Raw genomic sequence first — 19,687 nt, forward strand, 5'->3', positions numbered from 1 at the left:
GGAAAATCTGCCGTTTGGCCCGAAAACCGGGCGTTCCATTGGTTGCCGCACCCGGCCCCGTCGGGTAAACCCTCCGCAACTTCGGACAGGGCATTTTGGCCCTGTCGCGATTCGACCCTCCGACATCAGTTTTGGAACGAATATGCATCGCTACCGGTCACACACATGCGGCGCGCTCCGAGAGAGCGATATCGACCAGACGGCCCGGCTGTCAGGCTGGGTCCATCGTGTCCGGGACCATGGCGGCGTGCTGTTCGTCGATTTGCGCGACCATTACGGCATCACTCAATGCGTGGCCGATCCGGACTCGCCGGCATTCGCCGAGGTCGAGAAGTTCCGCTCGGAGTGGGTGGTGCGGATCGACGGCAAGGTGCGCCACCGCCCGGCCGGCACCGACAATCCCGAACTGCCGACCGGCATGATCGAGGTCTACATCAAGGAGATCGAGGTGCTGGGTCCTGCGGCCGAGCTCCCGCTGCCGGTGTTCGGCGAGCAGGAATATCCTGAGGACATCAGGCTGAAGTACCGCTTCCTCGACCTGCGTCGCGAGAAGCTGCACCAGAACATCATGACCCGCGGCGCGGTAGTCGATTCCATGCGCAAGCGGATGAAGGAGCAGGGCTTCTTCGAATTCCAGACCCCGATCCTGACGGCATCCTCGCCGGAAGGCGCGCGCGACTTCCTGGTGCCGTCGCGGATCCATCCCGGCAAGTTCTACGCGCTGCCGCAGGCGCCGCAGCAGTACAAGCAGCTGTTGATGATGTCGGGCTTCGACCGCTACTTCCAGATCGCGCCGTGCTTCCGCGACGAGGACCCGCGCGCCGACCGCCTGCCGGGCGAGTTCTACCAGCTCGACGTCGAGATGAGCTTTGTCGAACAGGACGACGTGTTCGCGGCGATGGAGCCGGTGATAACAGGCGTGTTCGAGGATTTTGCCAAGGGCAAGCCGGTGACCAAGAACTGGCCGCGGATTCCGTTCGCGGAAGCCGTGCGCAAATACGGCTCAGACAAGCCGGACCTGCGCAACAAGATCGTGATGCAGGAAGTCTCCGAGCACTTCCGCGGCTCCGGCTTCAAGGTGTTCGCGCGGATGCTTGAGGACCCGAAGAACCAGGTGTGGGCGATCCCCGGCACTGGCGGCGGCTCGCGCGCGTTCTGCGACCGCATGAACTCGTGGGCGCAGGGCGAGGGCCAGCCCGGCCTCGGCTACATCATGTGGCGCGAGGGCGGCGAGGGCGCGGGTCCGCTTGCCAACAACATCGGCCCGGAACGCACCGCTGCGATCCGCGACCAGCTCGGCCTGAAGGAGGGCGACGCGGCGTTCTTCGTCGCCGGCGATCCCGAAAAATTCTGGAAGTTCGCCGGGCTTGCCCGAACGAAACTCGGCGAGGAGCTGAACCAGATCGACAAGGACCGGTTCGAGCTCGCCTGGATCGTCGACTTCCCGATGTACGAGTATGACGAGGAGAACAAGAAGGTCGACTTCTCGCACAACCCGTTCTCGATGCCGCAGGGCGGTCTCGATGCGCTGAAGTCGCAGGACCCGCTGACCATCAAGGCGTTCCAGTACGACATCGCCTGCAACGGCTACGAGATCGCCTCCGGCGGCATCCGCAACCACAAGCCGGAAGCGATGGTGAAGGCGTTCGAGATCGCGGGCTATGGCGAGCAGGAGGTCATCGACCGCTTCGGCGGCATGTACCGTGCGTTCCAGTACGGCGCGCCGCCGCATGGCGGCATGGCGGCCGGCCTCGACCGCATCGTGATGCTGCTCTGCGGCACCAACAATCTGCGCGAGATCTCGCTGTTCCCGATGAACCAGCAGGCCATGGATTTGCTGATGGGCGCGCCGTCGGAAGCCTCGCCGAAGCAGCTCAAGGAGCTGCACATCCGCACCAACCTGCCGGCCAAGAGCTAGCCTTTAAAGTCACCTCGCCCCGCGCTTGCGGGGAGAGGTCGGCGCGCAGCGCCGGGTGAGGGGCATCCCTCCGCGCACACTCATCTCTCGAATTCGCGGAAGCAGCCCCTCACCCCAACCCTCTCCCCGTAAGAACGGGGAGAGGGGGAGTCCATGTCACAGCCCCGTCGAGGCCTCGATCCGGAATTGCGCCAGCGCCGACTGCGGATCGATCTTGAGCAGCTGCATCAGCTGCAGCGCCGGCGCTTTGGCGCGCGGCGTCAGCTTGACGACCAGCGTCTGTCCTGGCGTCTCGATGAACCGGCCGATGGCGGTGATGAGGGCGGTGGCATCGGGATTGCTGCCGCCGATCGCATCGCCCTGCGCCTTGATGCTCGCAAGGATGGCGCTGCGCGCGGCGTCGCGGCCGACATTCTGGCTGCGCGCGTACTGGGCGATTGCGAGATCGATGACGCCGAGGTCATGGACGGTGAGCTCGATCGCGCTGGCCTCGATCTGCGCTGCCGCGCCCATGGCCTCGGCTGCGTTGGCCGAAAATGCCTCGCGCGGCACGTTGCCGAGCGAGACCTTCGCCGACGCCTTCACGAGCCCGGCCATGTCGAACTTGACCGGCTCGAGCGCGAACGAGCGCGACGCCTCGGTCCAGACAGCGCCGAGATCGGCGTCGACCGCCATCCGGTCGATCCCGGCAGCGATGAGTGCGTCCTGCCCGGGGATGGCCGCATCAAGCGGTGTCGCCACCTTCGCGGTCAGGTGCAGCCTGCTCGGGATCGATCCGACGAACTGACCCCAGTCGAGGCTGAAGACGTCGACTTTGACCAGCTTGTCCGTGTTCTTGTACGGCCAAACGAGTCCCTTGAACTCGACTCCCTCGATCAGCGGAAGCAGCGCGAGCGCCTGTTCGGGCGTCGGCTTCTGTCCGGCGAACTGTGCCGTCAGCCGGACGGACTTGGCGACATCGAACGACTTCAGCGCGAACCGTCCGACCTTGAGAGTGCCCTTCGCCGCACTTGCATCGAGTCCTTCGACCGTAAGCTCGCCGATCTTGCCGTTTTCGAAGTTGAAGCGCATCGAGGCGAGCTTGAGCGGGGCCTCTGGTGTCTCAAGCGAAAGCCCATGCATCTCGGCATTTCCGATGCCGGCGCCTAAATAGATGCCAGCGAATTTCTCCAGCAGGTCGCGTGTTTGGGCCGCAGACGGTGGCGGGCTCCCCGGTGGCGGGATCATCGCCAGCAGCGCCGGCAGTTGCATCCGCGACGGGTTGATCCTGACGTCGTCGACGGTCATGCCGTCGATCCGCAAGTTTATGCCAGGGGTGGCGCTGATGACATAGGGACCGGCCGAAACGTGTCCCTGAATCCGGTACTCCCGGTCGTCGTTGGCCTTGGCGGGATCGAATATCGCCGCCATCGCGCCGACGTCGATATCGGTCGCGACGATATTGGCGAGGTCGCCGGTCATTTTGATCGGCGTGCCGGCCGCCTGCTGGTTGACCGTGAACGCAACCTTGTCGGTCTTGCTGGACGCGATTTTCCCGTCCTTCATGTTTTCGATGGCAAGGCCCGAGTAAGCGAATTCGCCGCTGGCGCCGTCGCCGGCATGTACGACAGCGCTGAAGATCATCGGTCCGGTCAAGGTGGGCACGCTCACCGATGACGCGTTGATGTGCGCGAGCTGGGCGAACGCGAACCGGTACAACTCGACGATGGACGACGAGGCCGGAAGCTGGGGCAGGCCGGCGGGAGCGGAATAGTCCTTCACCGTGATCCGCGGCGCCTTGTAGGTCAGGGAGGCGATCGTCGGGCTCGGCCCCGCCACGCCAATCTCGACATCGCTGAACTCGAGCTTGTCGGCGGAGACCCGTGCCGCGTCCGTTTGACCGAGGCCTGTCATCGTGAGGCTGGCAATCTTGACGCTGACCGGGGACTGCGCTCCCGTCTCGGAGGCGATGTCTGCAATCGTCAAGGTGCGGCTCTTGACGTCGAAGGCGATCTTGCCGTGGCTCGCCTTGGCGCCGGTGGCACGGACCTGCTCGAAGGCGGTCTCGACCTCGCGCGTGACCCGGCGCTGGGCATAGAGGTCGAAGCCGAAGAAGCCGCCGACCGCAATGACAATGACAGCGATCAGGCCGAGCAGAATTTTCTTCATTCGGTCAACTCCGGATCATCAAGGGAAAAAAATTGCCAATCCGCGGCCAGAAGGTGCAGCATCACTGAACGGGCCCGCCCGGGCCTGTTGACGGGGATGTTATCGGATGTTGCATCCAAGCGGCTGGACATGCTTCACATCCGGCTCGGTTTGCCGGACAACTGACTTTTGCCTGGATTAGCACAGAAACAAGAAATTTGGGCCGGAAACGCGGGGAGCACGCATGTCGTCATCGTCTGAAGAACTCCATAACGCGGCGCTCGCCTATCACCGGCTGCCGCGGCCGGGCAAGCTCGAGATCCAGGCGATCAAGCCGCTTGCCAACCAGCGCGACCTGGCGCTGGCCTATTCGCCGGGCGTGGCCGCCGCCTGCACCGAGATCGCCAAGAACCCCGCCGAGGCGGCGACCCTGACCGCCCGCGCCAATCTGGTGGCCGTGGTCTCGAACGGCACGGCCGTGCTCGGTCTCGGCAATATCGGTCCGCTGGCCTCCAAGCCCGTCATGGAAGGCAAGGCGGTGCTGTTCAAGAAATTCGCCGGCATCGACGTGTTCGATATCGAGATCAAGGCCGACACGATCGAGCGCGTGGTCGAGACCGTGGCAGCGCTGGAGCCGACCTTCGGCGGCATCAATCTGGAGGATATCCGCGGACCGGAATGCTTCGAGATCGAGGCGCAGCTCAAGGAGCGCATGAATATCCCGGTGTTCCACGACGACCAGCATGGCACCGCCATCATCGTCGCAGCCGCGATCGTCAACGCGCTGCTGCTGAACGGCAAGAAGCTGCCCGACGTCAAGATCGTCTGCTCGGGGGCCGGCGCGGCGGCGATCGCGACGCTCAACCTGCTGGTCTCGATGGGGGCGCAGCGCAAGAACATCTGGGTCTGCGACATCGACGGCGTGGTCTATGAAGGCCGCAACACCACGATGGATCGCTGGAAGGCGGTCTATGTCCAGAAGACCGACGCGCGCGTGCTGGCGGACGTGATTCCGGGCGCGGACATCTTCATCGGGCTGTCGGCGCCGGGCGTGCTGAAGCCGGAGATGGTCAAGCAGATGGGGGATGGGCCGCTGGTGATGGCGCTCGCCAATCCGGTGCCGGAGATCATGCCGGAAGAGGCGCGGGCGGCGCGACCGGATGCGATGATCTGCACCGGACGGTCGGACTATCCGAACCAGGTCAACAACGTGCTCTGCTTCCCCTTCATCTTCCGCGGCGCGCTCGACGTCGGCGCCACCGCGATCAACGAGGCGATGAAGCACGCCGCGGTGGACGCGATCGCGCAGCTCGCGCGCGATCCGCCGTCGGATGCGGTGGCCCATGGCTTCGAGACCGGCGAGACGCAGGGGTTCGGTCCGGGCTCGCTGATCCCGAGCCCGTTCGATCCGCGCCTGATCCTGCGCATTGCGCCGGCCGTGGCCAAGGCCGCGATCGAGTCCGGCGTCGCGACACGGCCGATCACCAATTTCGACGAATATGCCGCCAATCTCGAGCGCTTCTCGTTCCGCTCCGGCCTCACCATGAAGCCGGTGTTTGCCAAGGCGAAGACCCAGCCGGTGCGCGTGATCTATGCCGAAGGCGAGGATGAGCGGGTGCTGCGCGCGACCCAGGTGGTGCTCGAGGAGAAGCTGGCGCGGCCGATCCTGGTTGGTCGTCCGTCGGTGGTCGAGACGAGGATCAAGCGCTTCGGCCTGTCGATCAAGGCCGGCCGCGATTTCGACCTGGTCAATCCCGAGGACGATCCGCGCTACCGTTCCTACGTGCAGTCCTATATCGACGTCGCCGGCCGGCGCGGGGTGACGCCCGAGGGCGCGCGCACCGTGGTTCGCACCAACAACACGGTCATCGCCGCGCTCGCGGTGTCGCGCGGCGAGGCCGATGCGATGCTGTGCGGCGTCGAGGGCCGCTACATGAGCCATCTGCGCCATGTCCGCGAGATCATCGGCTTCCTGCCGGGGGTCAGCGACTATGCCGCGCTGGCGCTGATGATCACCTCCACCGGCGCGCATTTCCTCGCCGACACCCAGGTGCGGCCGAACCCGAGTGCGGAGGAGCTCGCCGAAGTGGCGTCGCTCGCGGCGATTCACGTCCAACGCTTCGCCTTCAAGCCGAGGGTCGCCTTCGTGTCACATTCCGACTTCGGCAGCTATGATACGGACTCCTCGCGCAAGATGCGGCGGGCCACCCAGCTCCTGAAGGACAAGCATCCGGAGATCGAGGCCGACGGCGAAATGCAGGGCGACACCGCGCTGTCGGCGGTGGCGCGCAAGCTCGTGCTGCCGCAATCGCGGCTGGAAGGCGAGGCCAACATCCTGATCATGCCGAACCTCGACGCCGCCAACATCGCCTACCAGATGATCAAATCGCTCGCCAACGCGCTGCCGGTGGGGCCGATCCTGATCGGTCCGGCGCGCCCGGCGCACATCCTCACCCCCGGTGTGACGGCGCGCGGCATTCTCAACATGACGGCGGTTGCCGCCGTCGAAGCCCAGGAGCGCGCCGGCCGCGCGCAGCCGACGCTGTTTGGTTGAGACCGATTCGATTTGATCGAAGCAGGTGGAGCGACCATAATCGCTCCGCCTGCTTCGTCCGATTCTGCCATCCAGTGAGGCCGACCCATGCCAGCGTTGATCACCTTCGGGCGCGTTCTGTTCGCCGTGCTGTTCCTGTATTCGGGGGCGACCAAGCTCTTCGGCATCCAGGTGACCGCGGACGTGCTCACGGCCAAGGTGACCATTCCCGCCGTGATCGCGCCCTATACGCAGCAGATCGAAACCTTCGCCAGCATGCCGTTCATGCAGCTCCTGGCGATCACGATCGGCGCCTTCGAGATCATCGCCGGGTTGATGATCGCAGTGAACGTGCTGACGCGGTTCTTCGCGATCCTTTTGATCATCTTCGTCTGCTTTGCGACCTTCTACTTCCACGATTTCTGGAATCAGGCGGCGCCCGACAACGGCAAGACCCTGATGGAGGCGCTGAAGAACCTGTCGCTGATCGGCGCATTGTTCATCATCGCCGGCTACGGCCGCGGCCCGCGCCGCGATGAGCCGGCGTATGGGGACGTGTAGGACGATACGCAGCTGCGTAGGGCGGGTTAGCGTAGCGTAACCCGCCATTCCCCCGGCGAAAAACTGGCGGGTTACGCCTTCGGCTAACCGGCCCCACGATCAGTGACTAGAGAACCCGCCGCCACGGCGTCACGCTGACGTCGTGCGCGGCATCGATCAGTTGCGGCGCGCCGGCGTGCAGCCCGTGCGCGGCGAGCACCTGCTGCGGGGTGCGGGCAGGGACGCCCGGAAAGCACGGCTCGCCGTCGGGGATACGCACCCTTGGCGCGACCGACAGCCAGAACGTGTCGTAGCGGTCCATGAACATGCCGAACACGCCGGGGCCGCCGATGATGGCGACCATGCCCGATGTCACGCCGGCTTCGCGGCTCGCCGCCTCGAACGGGCAGCCGGCCGGATTCCACAACAGCGCCTTCGGATTGTCCGGATCGGGCGCGGTGGCCGCGACCTTGCCGGTCAGGATCAGGCGGCACCGCTTCGGCGCGTTCGGCTGCTCTTCCTGGGAGTGACGGCCATGCACGACGAGGTCGGCGCGGTCGAGGGCCGCGGTGAAGAACCGCTTGTCGCCTTCGATCTTGAGATCGTCAGGCATCACATTGTGCGCATTCGCCAGCCGGCCATCGGCGGAGACGATGACGAACCCTTCGATACGCAACCCAGACACCAGAGCCATTTCCGTTCCGATCGAATCGGAACGGGGCTCTGGATTGTTGTTTTGACGCGTTTTCTTCACGCGAACCGGTACCCACTTCGCTCGAAAACGCTCTAGAACTGTCGCGCGCTATTGCTGGTCGACCGTGGTGACGACGCTGTTCACCGGCCGCGAGCTCACGGTCGGCAGCTTGACGTCCTTGGCGAGCTCTTGCTCGTATTGCGGCAGCACCGTCACCGGGAATTTGGCGCGCATCGCCACCACCTTGTAACCGCCGGCCTTGAGCTGCTGCAGCAGCGCGGGCAGCGCCTCCGCGGTGTGCTTCTGGAAGTCGTGCATCAGGATGATGCCCTTGCCGAGCTTGTTCAGCTTCTTCATCACGGTGTCGATCACCTGCTGCGGCTTGCTCGACTTGAAGTCGAAGGAGTCGAGGTCGCAGGAGAAGATCGCGATGTTGCGGTTGCCGAGATAGGTCACCATCTCCGGCGGATGCTGCAGCGCCGGGAAGCGGAAGAACGGTGAGGGTGAAACCTCGAGCGCCCATTTGACCGCGGCGTAGCCGCGCTCGATCTCGTCCTTCTTCTGATCCTCGGTCAGCTTCTTGTTGTTCAGATTGGCGTGCGACCAGGTGTGCGCGCCGACCGTGTGGCCGGCGGCATAGACCTGGCGCAGGATTTCAGGGTGATAAGTGGCGTGCTTGCCGATCGGGAAGAAGATGCCCGTGGTGCATTCATCCGCGAGCGCCTTCAACACTGCGGGTGTGTTGGCCGGCCATGGACCGTCGTCGAAGGTCAACACCACTTCATGGTCGCGCAGGAAGTCGAGCTGCTTGAAATGCTCGAAGCCGAAGCCTGGCCCGCCGGTGGTGTCGATCTCGACGGTGCGGCCGACGCCGAGCGCGTTCGGATTGTTGCAGGCAGCGCGCGCCGGCTGCGGCGGTTGCTTCGGCGGCACTGGCGCGGCGTTTGCGGCGGCGGGCGCAGGTGCCGCGGCGGCGGGCGCTGGAGCTGCGGCCGCTGGTGCTGCCGCCGGCGCTGTGGCGGCACCCTTGGCCGGCGCTGCCGCAGCGCCCTTGGCGGGCGGCGTCTGCGACCAAGCTGCGCTCGACGCGAGCAACGATACGGTCCCTGCGAAAATCAGACCTGCCGCAATGCGCATGGCGTGTTCCTTGCTGATCGCGCTCCCGTGCCGGCGTTGCCGCACCCGGACCGCTTCACCCCCAACCGATCGTACCCTAGTCGCAGTCGCGACGCCAAGGCAATGAAGGTGGGCGGGCGCGTGCTCAAAATCCCAGTTAATTCCGGGGATTATCGGGGCCTTTCAGGCTGCCGCCAGCGCTCGTGCGATTGCAGTCTTGATGCGGGTGTCGTCGGGCGTGACCGACTCAGGGAAGACGTCGGCGATGTGGCCGTCGCGGCCGATCAGGTATTTGTGGAAATTCCAGCGCGGCACGTCCTTCGGCCGCGCCTCGGCCGCCCAGCGGTAGAACGGATGCGCGCTCGCGCCCCGGACCACAGCCTTAGCTGCGATCGGGAAGGTGACGCCGTATTGATGCTGCGCGATCTCGGCGATCTCCGTCGGGCCGCCGGGCTCCTGGCCGCCGAAATCATTCGAGGGCACGCCGATGATGACGAAGCCGCGCTCGCGGAATTCGCTCCACAATTGCTGCAGGCTGGCATATTGCGGCGTGAAGCCACAGAGCGAGGCCGTGTTCACGATCATCAGGGGATGGCCGGCATATTCGGCAAGGCTGATATCGCCTCCGGAGAGTGCCGGGAATGAGAAGGCGTAGGCCGTGATCCGGCTCATTGCGGGCTGCTCCGCATGCAGCGCACGCGATCCCGCGGCCGCGGCCAAGGCCGTCACGATCAGTGTTCGGCGGTCGATCATGATGATGTCCCCGGATCGGATGTGCCTGACATCATAATCCAGAGCGCAGGCTCAGGCCTTCAACAAGGCGTTACGGAAGAGAACATCTTAGCCGTCATGCCCGGCCTTGTGCCGGGCATCCACGTCTTCGCTCCAACGGGCGAGAAAGACGTGGATGGCCGGGACATAGGCGAGCGGAAGCGACGCCGTCCTTCGGACGGCTACGCCCGGCCATGACGGAAAGTGATTTTGGCTCTCGGGAAGAGGGTTGGAGAGGTGCAGCCCGAAGATTAGCGCAGCGGAAGGATGAAGTCGGTGCCTTCGCCGGTCTCACCCTGGTTGACGCCGAGGTCGGAGACGATGATCGAGCCGCCGGTGCCGAGCGCTTCGCTGATCCGGGCCATCACGTCTGATGGAATCGAGATGCGGTCGAGTGCCTCGGCCGGGGTATTCGTCGCCGGCTGCGCCTTGGCCTCGACCGGCGCCGCCACCTTGCGGCGATGCGAGACATGCTCGTCGGCGTCGATACGGGCGGCATTGCGGGTCGGCAGCGTGACCACCGACCAGCGCAGCAGGTTCGCGTCGGTCTTATCGGCTTCCGCGGTGAACACATGCGTGCCGAGCGGCCGGTCGCTTGCGGCGATCATCACCGGCACGTCGAACAGCGGCGCAAAGTTCTGCCGCACATAGAGCTTGGAATCCTTGCGGCTGATGAACACCGCGATCTGGCCGGCGCGCTTCGACACGTCGATCCTGGCGACGCCCGGCAGCCGTGCCGGATCCTTGGTTGCATCCTTCTTGGCATCGGGTGCGTCGGCTGCGGTTGCCGGCTCGGCGGGCTTGTCAGCCGGCTTGACTGCATCCACCGCCTTGGCAGCGTCCTTGCTCGCCGCGTCCTTGCTCGCGTCCTTGGCGGCATCAGCCTTAGGCGCATCGGCCTTCGTATCGGTCTTGGGTGCCTCGGCAATGCCGGGCCTGGCGGCGTCCGCTTTCGGCTCGTCAGCTTTGGCTTCGGCCTTCACCGGGTCGTGCGCGGAGACCTCGGTCTTCGGCGTGTCGGTGCTGCCGGTGGTTTCGCCGACCGTCTTGTCGTCGGTAGCGGAATTGGTCTCGGCCGGCTGGTCGGTCGCAGTCTCAGCTTGGACCGTCTCGGGCTTGTCGGCTGCAAGCTTGTCAGCAATCGCGTCCCGTGTCGCCGAGGAGGACGCGTCGGACATCGTCACCGACGTGCTCGCCGCCGGCATCGCACTGCTGGCGTCGGCGGTATGGGTGTTGTCGCGCAGCGAAGCGGGCGGGGCGGCGTGGCCGACGCTGGTGCGCAAATCGAGATCGGACTGCTTGTCGGCGCCCTTGTCGGTCTTGACGCCGAGCGGCGCATCCATCTTCAGGATCTCGTCGGCAACCGGCTGCTGCGGCGTGACCTTCTGTGTCACCAGCAGCGGATGCGAGAAGTTCTCCGGCGTGATCGTGCCCGGCGTGACGAACACGCGGGCGCCCATTCGCGTCCAGCCGTACATCCTGACCGCAAACGACATCGGCATGCGGATGCAGCCATGGGAGGCCGGATAGCCGGGCAGCACACCGGCGTGCATGGCGATGCCCGACCAGGTGATGCGCTGCATGTACGGCATCGGTGCGCCGCTATAGATGTTGGACTGGTGGTACTTCTGCTTCTGGATGACGCTGAAGACACCCATCGGGGTCGAGTGCCCCTTCATGCCCGTCGACACCGGGCTCTCGGCATAGAGGCCGTTGGCGTCGTAGACGCTGACCCGCTGCTGGTCGACCGAGACCGAGATGATCAGGGGACCCTGCGGCTTGGCGCCGGCCTCCTTCTCGGTCGCCGGATTCTTCTTGGTCAGATTGCGCTTCGGCTTCGGCCGGGCCGGCCGCGGCATCGGCTGGTAATCACCGTAATAGCCGGAATCACTGTTCCAGTAGAACAGCGCAGCATCGGCCTGTGAGGAGGCGGCGACGGTGCCGGCCGCGGTCAAAACCGCAACCTGCCAGAACCGCCTATTGGCAGAATCAAAAATCGAAATCCGCCGTCCCGTTCCGCGCATATTCCGAATCCCAGTCCAAACTATTCCTTGGTTGTCGCAGACGTGGAACGCGTTCACCAGCGTATGCGATTAACCCTTCCGTGATGGGCGTGTTTTTTCGCCAAAAGCGTAGCAAAAAAGCCTCACAAGAGGTTAAACGCCCCGCCTGATCACGGAGCCGTTAGCGCCTTCCTGTGCTGCGTTTGCGCACTACATAGGCGGGACCCACCCCGCGGAGACCTCAATGACATCGAGAAGTGTGAGCTTGTGTGACGTGCGACTGTTGTCTCGATCGGGGTGCGCAGTGCTGCTGATGGTGCTGGGTTTGGGGCTGGCCCGTCCGGCGGCTGCGGCGGATGAGCCGGACCTGATCTTTCGCCGTTCCACGGTGTTCAAATTAATGAGCCCCAACGACAAGCTCGCGACCTACGGCGTCGACGACCCCGAGGTCGAAGGTGTCGCCTGTCACTTCACGGTGCCGGAGAAGGGCGGCTTCAAGGGCTGGCTTGGACTTGCCGAGGAAGTCTCCGATATCTCGCTGGCTTGCCGGCAGATCGGGCCGATCCGCTTCAAGAACAAGCTCGGCCAGGGCGACGACATGTTCAGCAAGCGCCGGTCGCTATTCTTTAAGAAGATGCAGATCGTGCGCGGCTGCGACGCCAAGCGCAACGTGCTGGTCTACATGGTCTATTCGGACAGGCTGATCGAGGGCTCGCCGAAGAATTCGACGTCGTCGGTGCCGATCATGCCGTGGGGCCCGACCGACGCCGCCATCCAGAAGTGCGGCGAGTTCATTCAATAGCCCCGGCAGGGGCTTGGCCTGTTCGGCTGAAGCGGCGGGCGAGCTAGCGGTTGGTTTGCCCGAACTGCTTCGCGCCGATGCTGAGGCCCGGCTTGACCTTCGGGTCGCGGCAGCCGACGAGGCGGACCAGCTTCTGCTGCGCGCACTCATTGTCGCCCATCACGTGGGTACCCTGTTGCGACATTGCGGCCGTCATCTGCTTCTGCGGGCCGGATTTGGTGGCCGCGGATTCATTGCCAACGCCCATGTTGCCATTGCCCACGACTGACATCCTTCGTTGGATTGGGAATCACCACAACGTGCCACCACGGAGATGGTTGCACGGTGCCGAGATGAGTCGGCTGGACCGTCGCCCGGTTCACTGCCGACCTGCTGTGCTGCCTCCTGTCTCAGCAGAGGAAAGTTAAGAAAGCGCGATAGCCCGCTCAATTTGCACGCATAATCGGCCATTGCCCTGGCTGCGGCCAAACCAGGTGCCAAGGAAGGCCCAAGGACAGGCGCCAAGGCGGGTGCGAAGGCAGGCCTCGACGCGCGAAATCTTGAACACGCGCTCCGCCGCCGCTCTATCACTGAAAATATTGATGTTTCCCGGCCAATGTTTCGTCGATCGCCAGCCGACGAAACAATTCTCCCGTTGATGAAACCATTTTCGACTTGTTCCGCAGAACTCCGGAAACGGCAGTTCGTTATCAAACCGTCAACACAACGGCGCGGACGCCAGCCGGAATAACGGAGACTGTCACATGCGGACCATCAGCCTGATCCTCGCCTTCGTCTTCGTGATGGCCGGTTCGTCGATGGCTGGTTCCCCGGACAGCGGTTTGCCCGGCATCGGCACGTTCTCCTATAACGGCTCGCCGGTGGTCACTGTGGCCCCGATGGTGATGGCGCAGGCCAACTGAACGCGACGCGAAAAACAGAACAGCCGATAAAGGCCACTCATGTTGCTCCGTATCTGTTCCGCCGCGATGTTCGCATCGCTCGTCCTCGCGGGTTCCGCCCAGGCCCAATCCCAGCTCCCCCTCGAATCGCTGCAGATACGGTCGCTGTACCGGGTGACTGAGCCGCGCGACGAATTCGTTCGCCAATGCGCGCCGCACATGCTTGGCCGCTGGGCGCATCCCGAAGCCGTCTGCGGCTGCCTGCACGACCACGCCGCAGCAACGGTGGATGACCCCGATCTCCGTCAGGCACTGCTCCGCGGGATCAGCGAGACCGGCGTGCCGACCATCGAGACCGATTGGGTGCCGCCGTCGAAGCAGGGCGAGATCGGCCCGACCTTCACCAAGATTGCCAAGCCGACGCTGCAATGCATGTTCGAGCCGATCTCGAACTGAGCGGGCACGTCGCCAGGCAATGATGAAGCAGGCGCCTCGCGGAAGCGGGGCGCTTTATTTTTTGGCGAGGCGCGGCACGCAGCTGCGGGTCCGCACAACGCCGTTCTGGCTCAGCTTGGCACCGATCACCTGCTTGATCTGCCCGGCCGGGCACGAGCCGTCATCGACCAGGACGCGCTGACCGACCCGGAGGTCGACGATGTCGCCCTCGCGCATCAAGGCCTGCTGCGCGGAGGCGGGAGCGCTCAGGGCGACACATATGACGGCGCCGATCAGCGCGACGAATCCGATGCGCGGCATCGCGGCCTCCCTCACTTGTTCTGGATCTTGACCCCATCGGGGCCGACATTGATCTGCAGGCCGTCGGGCTGCTTCTTCGCCTGATAGAGATTGTAGCCGAGCATGCCCACGATCAGGACCAACCCGCCGATCACGAGATACAGGACGTTGCGATTGGCAGGCATCCGGTATCTCCGTACGCTGGCACTGACTGAACGCGCGCGACCTTAGTCAGGTCGCTGCGATTCTCATAGCGCGCCGCGGTTTGGCGGATGACTTGACCGATCCCTTGACTGGTCCCTTGCGCGTCGCGCGCAGCGCAATCAGCGTTGTCTTCGCCAATTGTTCCGCCGACGCGACGAGTTGCGGAACCGGATGACCGGAAAATCCCAGCACGAAGCCGGGCAGTGGGCGTGCACGATGATAGGTCTCGGCGAGCAGCCAGCCGCCGACGCCGGCGGCAGCTTTTGCCTGCGCGGCAATGAGCGGATCGGTCGCGGGATCGAGCCGCGCGACGAGATGCAGACCCTGCGAGGGCACGGGAACCGTGAGCTTGCCCTCGGATGCGCGCTCGAGCGTCGACGCCAGCACGTCGCGCGCCTCGCGATAGAGTTTTCGCGATTTGCGCAAATTGGCGGCGAAGGCGCCGGAGTTCAGCATGTCGGCGACCGCGCCTTCCATCAACGTGGCGGGAAAGCGGTCGAGCGCGGCGCGCGCCGCCGTCACCGGGCCGATCAGGGCTTCGGGCAGGGCGCAGTAGCCGATCCGCAATCCCGGAAACAGCGTCTTGGCAAACGTGCCCATGTAGATCACGCGGCGCAGATGATCGATGCCGGCGAGCGACAACAGCGGCGCGCCGTCATAGCGGAACTCGCTGTCGTAATCGTCCTCGAACACGAAGGCGCCGGCATCGCGGGCCCAGTCGAGCAACTCGAGCCGGCGCGGCATCGACATCTGCACGCCGAGCGGAAACTGGTGCGACGGCGTGACATAGGCGGCGCGTGCCTGTGGTGCCGACGCGCGGCCCTTGTCGACGCGCATGCCGGAGGCATCGACCGGCACCGACACCGGACGATAGCCGCAATGCTCGATCGCGCGCCGCGCCGCCGGGTAGCCGGGGTCCTCGCACCAGACCTGGTCGCCGGGCTTGAGGATCGCGCCGAGCACGATGCGCAGCGCGTGCAAGGTGCCCGACGCCAGCATGATCTGGTCGGGATCGCAGCGCAACCCGCGCGCCGACAGCAAATGATCTGATATCGCGGCGCGCAATTCGCTGCTGCCGCGGGGATCGCCGTAATGCAGATGCTCGGAGCCGAAGGCGCGCAGCCTGCGGCCGGCAAAAGCACGGAAACGCTGCAGTGCGCGTTCGTCGATATGGGTGCAGCCGAGCGACAGCGCGTTGTGCTGCGGCGGCTCGATCTCGATCTTCGCACGCCGCGGCGCGGTGGCCTGGGCCGGGATGCGCGCGGCGACGAAAGTGCCGGAGCCCGTGGTTGCCACCGCAAAGCCGTCGGCGATCAGCCGCTCATAGGCCGTGGTGACGGCGTTGCGGCGGAAGCCGGTCTGTTTGGCCAGCGTGCGCGAGGGCGGCAGCGGCTCGCCCGGCTTGACCAGGCCGCCGACGATTGTGTGGCACAGCGCCTGATAGAGCCGCTGCTGCGACGCTGCGCCCTGCGTGACGTGGGGGCCGGCGAGGTCGAGCGGCAGCTCGGCCTTGGCCGGCCAAGGCTCAGATAAATTGGGCTTGCGCAAATTGGTCGGAATTTTTCGCATGGAATTGGCACTATCGCAGACCAAATGGACCGCTACAACTCTCGACAGATTCCAGATTTCGAAAGGCACCGCCGTGACCGAAGGCGCATCCGCTCCGTCCTACCCCATGTCGTCCCGCAACCGGGTGAAGCGCCGCCATGATCGCGGCTTCTACGACCACGCCACCGTGCACAAGATCCTCGACGCCTCGATGCTGTGCCACGTCTCCTACGTGATAGACGGCCAGCCCTATTGCACGCCGACCTTCTTCTGGCGCGAGGGCACCAAACTCTACTGGCACGGCTCGAGCGCGAGCCGGATGCTGGAGAACCAGTCCGAAGGGCAGCGCGTGTGCCTGACGGTCGCCCATCTCGACAGCCTGGTGCTGGCGCGCTGCGGCTTCAATCACTCGGCCGACTATCGCGCGGTGATGGCATTCGGCACTGCCTATCTCGTCACCGACCCGCAAGAGAAGGAGCGCGCCATCGTTGCGATGGTCGACCGCTTCTTTCCGGAGCGCACCGCAAGCCTGCGCGCCAGCAGCAAGCAGGAGATCAAGGCGACCTCGTTCATCGCGATGGAGATCGATGAAGCCTCGGCAAAGGTTCGCGCCAAGGGCGTCGCCGACGACGACGAGGATTACGAGTTGCCGATCTATGCCGAGCGTATCCCGGTGCGCACCGTGCTCGGCGCGCCGGAGCCGTGTTCGCGGCTGCTCGACGGCGTGATGCGGCCTGCGACACTCGATGGCTATTCGGAAGGCCGTCTGCTCGAAGATGCATTGCGGGATGCCTATTTTGCGCAATACAAGGCGGAGTGAAATCGGGTTACGGTGCGGCTCCCGCCTGTCTGATTTCCCCGATGGAGCTGCCGCATGACTGCCGAGACGCAACAACGAATCCTTGCTGCGGTTGACGAGGGATTCGATGCGCAGCTTGCGACGACGCAGGCCTTTGTCGCGATCCCCTCGACCCGCGGCGCCGAGGGGCCGTGCCAGGACATGATCGGCGATCTCTTGCGCGAGCGCGGCTATGAGGTCGACGACTGGCACATCAATCTCGACGAGCTCAGGGATTTGCGCGGCTTCGGCCCGATCGATCATGATTTCTCGAAGGCGCGCACGGTGGTCGGCACCTACCGCCCGGCGACCAATGCCGGCAAATCGCTGATCCTGCAGGGCCACTGCGACGTTGTGCCGACCGGCCCGCTCGAGATGTGGGAGACGCCGCCGTTCTCGCCTGTCATCAAGGACGGCAGGATGTACGGCCGCGGCGCCTGCGACATGAAGTCCGGCACGATCGGCGCGCTGTATGCGCTGGATGCGATCAGGAAGGCCGGCCTGAAGCCGACGGCGCGGATCCACTTCCAGTCCGTGATCGAGGAGGAGAGCACCGGCGTCGGCGCGCTCTCGACCTTGCAGCGCGGCTATCGTGCCGATGCCTGCTTCATCCCGGAGCCGACCAACGGCACGATGATCCGCTCGCAGGTCGGCGTGATCTGGTTCCGCCTGAAGGTACGCGGCTTCCCTGTGCATGTGTTCGAGGCCGGTGCCGGCTCGAACGCGATCATGGCGGCGTATCATCTGGTGCATGCGCTGGAGCAGCTCGAGATCGCCTGGAATGAGCGCGCCAAGGCGGATCGCCACTTCAAGGACGTCAATCATCCGATCAACTTCAATCCCGGCATCATCAAGGGTGGCGACTGGGCCTCCAGCGTGCCGGCCTGGTGCGACGTCGACTGCCGCATAGCGGTGCTGCCGGGCTGGTCGATCGCCGAATGCCAGAAGGAGATTTTGGCCTGCGTGTCGGCCGCGGCGCGCGATCATCGCTTCCTCTCCAACAATCCGCCGCAGGTCGAGTGGTCCGGCTTCCTGTCGGAAGGCTATGAGCTGGTGAATTCCGAGGCGCCGGAAGCCGCCTTCGCGAGGGCACATCAGACGGTCTATGGCGGCGCGGTAGAAGACCGCGCCTTCACCGCGCTGACCGACACGCGCTTCTACGGCCTGAACTATGACATCCCGAGCCTCTGCTTCGGCGCCAATGGCGCGGCGATGCACGGCTTCAACGAGTATGTGGAGCTGGACTCGCTGCGGAAGTCGACCAAGGCCACCGCGCTGTTCATCGCGGAATGGTGCGGGGTGGAGAAGGCGTAGTAGCTCCGCTGCATCCACATCGTTGCGATGACTGTTTCGCGCAATAGCGCAACAATAATTGGTGTCGTCCCGGCGAAAGCCGGGACCCTTACTCCGCAGCAGATGTTGTGACCAGGACTCGTCATTCCAGCGGTGCACGACAATCAAGACGCGTGGTAATGGGTCCGGGCTCCGTGCGCAATCGCGCACTCGGCCGGGACGACGGTGGAGGGATCAGCTCTCCGGCCACAACGCCCTGACGATCGCATCCAGCCCATCGGTCAGCGCGGCTGGGCCGGGCTGCAAAATGATCGATGACTTGATCTCGACGATGCGGTCGTTGCGCACGGCCGGAATCTCGCTCCAGCCGTCACGTTTTCGGATGCGGTCGGGCACGACCTTCTTGCCGCACCAGGATGCCAGGATCACGTCGGGCATCGCCTCGAGCACGGCCTCAGGCGCGACGATGCGATCCTTGGCGGCCTTGTGCCCGCGCAGATGCGGCAGCGCGTCCTCGCCGCCGGCGATCTCGATCAGTTCGGACACCCAGCCGATGCCGCTGATCAGCGGATCGTCCCATTCCTCGAAATAGACTTTTGGCCGTGACGCCGGACGCGGCGTCGCCGCGATCGCGTCCAGCCGTCCTGCGAGGCTTTGCGCGAGCTGCCCGGCGCGCTCGGCGGCGCCGACCATCGCGCCCAGGGTGCGGATCATTACGAGGATGCCGGCGACGTCGCGCTGGTTGAAGACATGCACGGCGACGCCGGCACGCACGAGATCGGCGACAATGTCGGCCTGCAAATCGGAGAAGGCGAGCACCAGATCCGGGTCGAGCGCCAGGATCTTTGGAATGTCGGCGGAGATGAAGGCCGACACCCGCGGCTTCTCGCGGCGGACCTGCGGCGGCCGCACCGCATAGCCGGAGACGCCGACGATGCGGTCCTGCTCGCCGAGCAGATAGAGCGTTTCGACCGTCTCTTCGGTCAGGCAGACGATCCGGCGGGGAGGGAAGTCGCGCATCGCGGACGGTATGCAGATTTGGCGGCACATTGTCACTGTGACCATAACGTCATGGTCGCCATTACCTCGGACGTCATTGCCGGGCTCGACCCGGCAATCCATCATGCCAAGAAAGCGCCTTGCCAAGAACGATGGATACGCGGGTCAAGCCCGCGTATGACGTCCAGAAAAACCGGAGGAACAATGACGCCGCTCGAAAAGATCCAGTCGATGAAGATGCCGTTCGCGGAACTGAAGGGCGTCACCTTCACCGAGGCCGGCCAGGATCGGGTGGTCGCGAAGATGCTGGTGCGGCCGGACCTCTGCACCCTCCATCACACCATCCACGGCGGAGCGGTGATGGCCTTTGCGGACTCGGTCGGCGCCGCCGCCACCGTGATCAACCTGCCTGCGGATGCCAAGGGCACCACGACACTGGAGAGCAAGACCAACTTCATCGGCGGCGCCAAGGAGGGGATGACGGTGATCGCCACGGCAACCCCGGTTCACCGGGGACGGCGCACCCAGGTCTGGCAGACCAGGCTGGAGACCGAGGATGGCAAGCTGGTCGCGCTGGTGACCCAAACGCAGCTGGTATTATGATGAGGCGATATTGTGATTTACCAATCACATCATTGTTTACTCAAATGAATCTCAGTACTTGAATTATATGGTGCGATGCACA

20 protein-coding genes are annotated in these 19,687 nt (G+C 64.7%); 9 read left to right on the top strand and 11 right to left on the bottom strand.

Annotation, left to right across the window (positions count from 1 at the left end; translation table 11 throughout):
- Positions 1–142 precede the first annotated feature (142 nt).
- Positions 143–1,918 (top strand): aspartate--tRNA ligase, encoded by a 1,776-nt coding sequence (gene aspS, locus HAP48_RS36180; protein WP_166204560.1) that lies wholly within the window; start codon positions 143–145, stop codon positions 1,916–1,918.
- Between the two features lie 156 nt (positions 1,919–2,074).
- On the opposite strand, the gene HAP48_RS36185 is transcribed toward aspS, so the two are convergent.
- Positions 2,075–4,066 (bottom strand): hypothetical protein, encoded by a 1,992-nt coding sequence (locus HAP48_RS36185; protein WP_166204561.1) that lies wholly within the window; start codon positions 4,064–4,066, stop codon positions 2,075–2,077.
- Positions 4,063–4,197: a hypothetical protein gene (locus tag HAP48_RS50240; RefSeq protein ID WP_275948997.1), complete on the bottom strand. Its 135-nt coding sequence runs from the start codon at positions 4,195–4,197 to the stop codon at positions 4,063–4,065. The genes HAP48_RS36185 and HAP48_RS50240 overlap by 4 nt, the downstream gene beginning before the upstream one ends.
- A gap of 92 nt (positions 4,198–4,289) precedes the next feature.
- On the opposite strand from HAP48_RS50240, the gene HAP48_RS36190 reads away from it, so the two are divergent.
- The gene (locus HAP48_RS36190; RefSeq protein WP_166204562.1) at positions 4,290–6,599 is read left to right on the top strand and encodes an NADP-dependent malic enzyme; all 2,310 of its coding nucleotides are present in this window, start codon (positions 4,290–4,292) and stop codon (positions 6,597–6,599) included.
- Between the two features lie 87 nt (positions 6,600–6,686).
- Entirely contained in the window at positions 6,687–7,139 is a 453-nt protein-coding gene (locus HAP48_RS36195; RefSeq protein WP_166204563.1) for a DoxX family protein, read from the top strand.
- A 106-nt stretch (positions 7,140–7,245) separates the two neighbouring features.
- Here HAP48_RS36195 and HAP48_RS36200 read toward each other — a convergent pair whose 3' ends face one another.
- The 4 genes from HAP48_RS36200 to HAP48_RS36215 form a co-directional block, all read right to left on the bottom strand.
- Positions 7,246–7,812 (bottom strand): dihydrofolate reductase family protein, encoded by a 567-nt coding sequence (locus HAP48_RS36200; protein WP_166204564.1) that lies wholly within the window; start codon positions 7,810–7,812, stop codon positions 7,246–7,248.
- Positions 7,813–7,920: 108 nt separating this feature from the next.
- On the bottom strand, positions 7,921–8,949 hold the full coding sequence (locus HAP48_RS36205) for a polysaccharide deacetylase family protein (RefSeq protein WP_166204565.1): 1,029 nt from the start codon (positions 8,947–8,949) through the stop codon (positions 7,921–7,923).
- Between the two features lie 162 nt (positions 8,950–9,111).
- A complete protein-coding gene (locus HAP48_RS36210; RefSeq protein WP_166204566.1) occupies positions 9,112–9,681 on the bottom strand; it encodes a glutathione peroxidase in 570 nt (189 codons plus the stop codon).
- Positions 9,682–9,950: 269 nt separating this feature from the next.
- Positions 9,951–11,723 carry a L,D-transpeptidase family protein gene (locus HAP48_RS36215; RefSeq protein ID WP_166204567.1) on the bottom strand — a complete coding sequence of 591 codons (1,773 nt, stop codon included), beginning with the start codon at positions 11,721–11,723 and terminating at the stop codon, positions 9,951–9,953.
- 223 nt (positions 11,724–11,946) lie between these two features.
- On the opposite strand from HAP48_RS36215, the gene HAP48_RS36220 reads away from it, so the two are divergent.
- Complete coding sequence (locus HAP48_RS36220; RefSeq protein WP_166204568.1) at positions 11,947–12,504, top strand: CreA family protein; 558 nt, start codon at positions 11,947–11,949, stop codon at positions 12,502–12,504.
- 43 nt (positions 12,505–12,547) lie between these two features.
- Here the strand turns inward: HAP48_RS36220 and HAP48_RS36225 are convergent, their stop codons facing one another.
- Entirely contained in the window at positions 12,548–12,775 is a 228-nt protein-coding gene (locus HAP48_RS36225; protein WP_166204569.1) for a hypothetical protein, read from the bottom strand.
- A 472-nt stretch (positions 12,776–13,247) separates the two neighbouring features.
- Here HAP48_RS36225 and HAP48_RS36230 point away from each other — a divergent pair, with 472 nt between their 5' ends.
- Together HAP48_RS36230 and HAP48_RS36235 are read left to right on the top strand one after the other, a co-directional pair.
- Positions 13,248–13,406, top strand: a complete 159-nt coding sequence (locus HAP48_RS36230) for a hypothetical protein (protein WP_166204570.1) — start codon at positions 13,248–13,250, stop codon at positions 13,404–13,406.
- A 39-nt stretch (positions 13,407–13,445) separates the two neighbouring features.
- The gene (locus tag HAP48_RS36235; protein WP_166204571.1) at positions 13,446–13,841 is read left to right on the top strand and encodes a hypothetical protein; all 396 of its coding nucleotides are present in this window, start codon (positions 13,446–13,448) and stop codon (positions 13,839–13,841) included.
- 54 nt (positions 13,842–13,895) lie between these two features.
- Here HAP48_RS36235 and HAP48_RS36240 read toward each other — a convergent pair whose 3' ends face one another.
- From HAP48_RS36240 to pdxR, 3 genes are read right to left on the bottom strand one after another with little or no spacing between them, the layout of a single operon-like run.
- Positions 13,896–14,141 carry a DUF6719 family protein gene (locus HAP48_RS36240; protein WP_166204572.1) on the bottom strand — a complete coding sequence of 82 codons (246 nt, stop codon included), beginning with the start codon at positions 14,139–14,141 and terminating at the stop codon, positions 13,896–13,898.
- A gap of 11 nt (positions 14,142–14,152) precedes the next feature.
- Positions 14,153–14,305, bottom strand: coding sequence for a hypothetical protein (locus HAP48_RS36245; RefSeq protein WP_166204573.1), 153 nt, complete (start codon positions 14,303–14,305; stop codon positions 14,153–14,155).
- Positions 14,306–14,351: 46 nt separating this feature from the next.
- Positions 14,352–15,893, bottom strand: coding sequence for a MocR-like pyridoxine biosynthesis transcription factor PdxR (pdxR, locus tag HAP48_RS36250; RefSeq protein ID WP_166204574.1), 1,542 nt, complete (start codon positions 15,891–15,893; stop codon positions 14,352–14,354).
- A 106-nt stretch (positions 15,894–15,999) separates the two neighbouring features.
- Here pdxR and HAP48_RS36255 point away from each other — a divergent pair, with 106 nt between their 5' ends.
- Positions 16,000–16,692, top strand: coding sequence for a pyridoxamine 5'-phosphate oxidase family protein (locus HAP48_RS36255; protein ID WP_420869915.1), 693 nt, complete (start codon positions 16,000–16,002; stop codon positions 16,690–16,692).
- 54 nt (positions 16,693–16,746) lie between these two features.
- A complete protein-coding gene (locus tag HAP48_RS36260) occupies positions 16,747–18,024 on the top strand; it encodes an ArgE/DapE family deacylase (RefSeq protein WP_166204575.1) in 1,278 nt (425 codons plus the stop codon).
- A gap of 213 nt (positions 18,025–18,237) precedes the next feature.
- Here HAP48_RS36260 and HAP48_RS36265 read toward each other — a convergent pair whose 3' ends face one another.
- Positions 18,238–19,023: a cobalamin-binding protein gene (locus HAP48_RS36265; protein ID WP_166204576.1), complete on the bottom strand. Its 786-nt coding sequence runs from the start codon at positions 19,021–19,023 to the stop codon at positions 18,238–18,240.
- A 183-nt stretch (positions 19,024–19,206) separates the two neighbouring features.
- On the opposite strand from HAP48_RS36265, the gene HAP48_RS36270 reads away from it, so the two are divergent.
- A complete protein-coding gene (locus HAP48_RS36270; protein WP_166204577.1) occupies positions 19,207–19,605 on the top strand; it encodes a PaaI family thioesterase in 399 nt (132 codons plus the stop codon).
- Positions 19,606–19,687 lie beyond the last annotated feature (82 nt).

The sequence above is a fragment of the Bradyrhizobium septentrionale genome (assembly GCF_011516645.4).
GTDB lineage: Bacteria > Pseudomonadota > Alphaproteobacteria > Rhizobiales > Xanthobacteraceae > Bradyrhizobium > Bradyrhizobium septentrionale.

Bases quoted from the DNA above. Each gene is read 5' to 3' on its own strand.
- aspS (WP_166204560.1), top strand. From the start codon at position 143: ATGCATCGCTACCGGTCACACACATGCGGCGCGCTCCGAGAGAGCGAT.
- HAP48_RS36185 (WP_166204561.1), bottom strand. From the start codon at position 4,066: ATGAAGAAAATTCTGCTCGGCCTGATCGCTGTCATTGTCATTGCGGTC.
- HAP48_RS50240 (WP_275948997.1), bottom strand. From the start codon at position 4,197: ATGTCCAGCCGCTTGGATGCAACATCCGATAACATCCCCGTCAACAGG.
- HAP48_RS36190 (WP_166204562.1), top strand. From the start codon at position 4,290: ATGTCGTCATCGTCTGAAGAACTCCATAACGCGGCGCTCGCCTATCAC.
- HAP48_RS36195 (WP_166204563.1), top strand. From the start codon at position 6,687: ATGCCAGCGTTGATCACCTTCGGGCGCGTTCTGTTCGCCGTGCTGTTC.
- HAP48_RS36200 (WP_166204564.1), bottom strand. From the start codon at position 7,812: ATGGCTCTGGTGTCTGGGTTGCGTATCGAAGGGTTCGTCATCGTCTCC.
- HAP48_RS36205 (WP_166204565.1), bottom strand. From the start codon at position 8,949: ATGCGCATTGCGGCAGGTCTGATTTTCGCAGGGACCGTATCGTTGCTC.
- HAP48_RS36210 (WP_166204566.1), bottom strand. From the start codon at position 9,681: ATGATCGACCGCCGAACACTGATCGTGACGGCCTTGGCCGCGGCCGCG.
- HAP48_RS36215 (WP_166204567.1), bottom strand. From the start codon at position 11,723: ATGCGCGGAACGGGACGGCGGATTTCGATTTTTGATTCTGCCAATAGG.
- HAP48_RS36220 (WP_166204568.1), top strand. From the start codon at position 11,947: ATGACATCGAGAAGTGTGAGCTTGTGTGACGTGCGACTGTTGTCTCGA.
- HAP48_RS36225 (WP_166204569.1), bottom strand. From the start codon at position 12,775: ATGTCAGTCGTGGGCAATGGCAACATGGGCGTTGGCAATGAATCCGCG.
- HAP48_RS36230 (WP_166204570.1), top strand. From the start codon at position 13,248: ATGCGGACCATCAGCCTGATCCTCGCCTTCGTCTTCGTGATGGCCGGT.
- HAP48_RS36235 (WP_166204571.1), top strand. From the start codon at position 13,446: ATGTTGCTCCGTATCTGTTCCGCCGCGATGTTCGCATCGCTCGTCCTC.
- HAP48_RS36240 (WP_166204572.1), bottom strand. From the start codon at position 14,141: ATGCCGCGCATCGGATTCGTCGCGCTGATCGGCGCCGTCATATGTGTC.
- HAP48_RS36245 (WP_166204573.1), bottom strand. From the start codon at position 14,305: ATGCCTGCCAATCGCAACGTCCTGTATCTCGTGATCGGCGGGTTGGTC.
- pdxR (WP_166204574.1), bottom strand. From the start codon at position 15,893: ATGCGAAAAATTCCGACCAATTTGCGCAAGCCCAATTTATCTGAGCCT.
- HAP48_RS36255 (WP_420869915.1), top strand. From the start codon at position 16,000: ATGTCGTCCCGCAACCGGGTGAAGCGCCGCCATGATCGCGGCTTCTAC.
- HAP48_RS36260 (WP_166204575.1), top strand. From the start codon at position 16,747: ATGACTGCCGAGACGCAACAACGAATCCTTGCTGCGGTTGACGAGGGA.
- HAP48_RS36265 (WP_166204576.1), bottom strand. From the start codon at position 19,023: ATGCGCGACTTCCCTCCCCGCCGGATCGTCTGCCTGACCGAAGAGACG.
- HAP48_RS36270 (WP_166204577.1), top strand. From the start codon at position 19,207: ATGACGCCGCTCGAAAAGATCCAGTCGATGAAGATGCCGTTCGCGGAA.